The organism is Variovorax sp. 20P10.2.4, from assembly GCF_058244205.1.
Genome location: NZ_JBZAYE010000854.1, coordinates 1 through 2,564 on the forward strand (window position 1 = coordinate 1; position 2,564 = coordinate 2,564).

The window sequence follows — 2,564 nt, forward strand, 5'->3', positions numbered from 1 at the left end:
TGACCTCCACGCTGCTCGTGATCCTGATGACCATCCCCGGCCTCGCGCTGTTCTACGGCGGCCTGGGCCGCTCGAAGAACATGCTGTCGGTGCTGATGCAGGTCTTCGTGATCTTCTCGCTGATCAGCATCCTGTGGGCCATCTACGGCTACAGCCTCGCCTTCACGGGTGAAGGAAGCTTCGTCGGTACCTTCGACAAGATCTTCCTCAAGGGCGTGTCGCAGGAGACCTTCGGTGCGCTCACGACGATCCCCGAGTACGTGTTCGTCGCGTTCCAGGGCACCTTCGCCGCCATCACCGTGGCGCTGATCGTCGGCGCCTTCGCCGAACGCGCCAAGTTCTCGGCCGTGCTGCTGTTCTCGGTGCTGTGGTTCACCTTCGCCTACGTGCCGATGGCCCACATCGTCTGGGGCGGCGGCCTGCTCGGCAAGGACGGCGCGCTCGACTTCGCGGGCGGCACCGTGGTGCACATCAACGCTGGTGTGGCCGGCCTGGTCGGTGCCTACATGGTCGGCAAGCGCGTGGGCTACGGCAAGGAAGCCTTCACGCCGCACTCGCTCACGCTCACCATGGTCGGCGCCTCGCTGCTGTGGGTCGGCTGGTTCGGCTTCAACGCCGGCTCGGCGGGTGCCGCCAACGCCGCTGCGGGTCTGGCCTTCGTGAACACGGTGCTCGCCACCGCCGCCGCCGCGCTGTCCTGGATCCTGGGCGAGAGCCTGCACAAGGGCAAGGCTTCGATGCTGGGTGCCGCTTCGGGCGCCGTCGCCGGCCTCGTCGCAGTGACCCCCGCCGCCGGCTTCGTCGGTCCGATGGGTTCGATCGTGCTGGGCCTGCTGGCCGGCCTGGTCTGCCTCTGGGGCGTGGGCGGTCTCAAGCGCATGCTCGGTGCCGACGACGCGTTCGACGTGTTCGGCGTCCACGGCGTGGGCGGTATCCTGGGTGCCATCCTGACCGGCGTGTTCGCGGCCCAGGGCCTCGGCGGCACCGGCGGCCTGACCCCCGACACCTTCTCGATGGGCGCTCAGGTCTGGATCCAGATCAAGAGCGTGCTGTTCACCATCGTCTGGTCCGGCGTCGTGGCGTTCATCGCCTTCAAGATCGCCGACCTGGTGCTCGGCCTGCGTGTGACCGAAGAGGAAGAGCGCGAAGGCCTCGACATCTCGTCGCACGGCGAAACCGCCTACAACCGCTGATCGGACAAGCTCCGACACGCGACAAGGACACCGCGGGTTCCTCGCTCCAGAGGAAGGGACCCGCGGTCCACCACCAGACCACCACCCTGTTTTTCCAAGGTCCTTCCAAGGTTTCCTGAAGCCCATTTTTTCAGCGAGAGTCTCCTTTGGATGTTCAGCCCGCAAGCACTCCGGTGCGAGCGGGCTTTTTTTTGTCCTTGGCCCGGCGCGGCCCGGTGCGGTCCGACAGCGGCGGACCGTGGCGCGGGGGCACAATCCCCGTCATGTGGACCCCCCTGGACAACAGCCTCAGCGCCCTCGGCGAATCGCCGTTCTGGCACCCGCAGGAACGTTCCCTGTACTGGCTCGACATTCCCGGCCGCGCGGTGCTGCGCACGCGTGGCGAGATCGGCGCCGGCGGCGCGGTCGAGCGCTGGGACCTGCCGACCGAACCCGGCTGCATGGCGCCCGCGCGCAGCGGCGGCCTGGTGATCGCGCTGCGCGACGGCATCTACCGCGCGCGTGAATGGGGCGGCGCGCTGGCCGCGATCGCGCGCGTGGAGCATGACGCGGCCACCATGCGCTTCAATGACGGCAAGTGCGACGCGCTGGGCCGCTTCTGGGCTGGCAGCATCAACGAGGCGAAGGACCGGGCCAATGCCGCGCTCTACTGCCTCGACGCGCGCCGCGACGACGGCCAGTCGCCGATGCTCTCGCAGATGGCCGAGGGCGTGACCACGGCCAACGGCCTCGCGTTCTCGCCCGACGCGCGCACGCTCTACTGGGCCGACACGCCGGCCCACGCGGTGCGCGCCTGGGACTGGGACGCCGCGCACAACACGCTCTCGCACGGCCGCGTCTTCAAGCGGTTCGACGCCAAGCCCGAAGGCTGGGCGCCCGGCTCGGCGCTGGCCTATGGCGGGCGGCCCGACGGCGCCACGGTCGATGCCGAGGGGCACTACTGGGTCGCGATGTTCGAGGGCGCGCAGCTGCTGCGCCTCGCGCCCTCGGGCGAGGTCGTGGCCGCCTTCGCGCTGCCGGTGCAGTGCCCGACCATGCCCTGCTTCGGCGGCGACGACCTGCGCACGCTGTTCGTCACCACCGCGCGCAAGGGCCGGCCCGAGGCCGAACTGGCGCAGAAGCCCGCCTCGGGCATGGTGCTCTCGATGCGCGTCGAGACGCCCGGCCTGCCGGTCCATTTCTTCGAGGACTAGCCCGCGCCGCATGGCCCTGCAGCACATCCCGCCGATCCAGTGCCTCGTGACCTTCGAGGCGCTGGCGCGGCTGCGCCATGCGGGCCGCGCGGCCGACGAGCTCTGCGTGACCGCCAGCGCGGTCAGCCACCGCATCCGCCAGCTCGAGTCGCACGTGGGCTTCAAGCTGTTCGGCCGC

3 protein-coding genes are annotated in these 2,564 nt (G+C 69.7%); all 3 read left to right on the top strand.

Translation table 11 applies throughout. The features are described from left to right. Positions 1–1,193 (top strand): ammonium transporter (locus tag AC27VN_RS38530; RefSeq protein ID WP_490880074.1); only part of this gene is annotated, 1,193 nt, incomplete at its 5' end. Between the two features lie 263 nt (positions 1,194–1,456). Continuing rightward, positions 1,457–2,386 (top strand): SMP-30/gluconolactonase/LRE family protein, encoded by a 930-nt coding sequence (locus AC27VN_RS38535; RefSeq protein ID WP_490880075.1) that lies wholly within the window; start codon positions 1,457–1,459, stop codon positions 2,384–2,386. 10 nt (positions 2,387–2,396) lie between these two features. Beyond that, positions 2,397–2,564 (top strand): LysR family transcriptional regulator (locus AC27VN_RS38540; protein WP_490880076.1); only part of this gene is annotated, 168 nt, incomplete at its 3' end.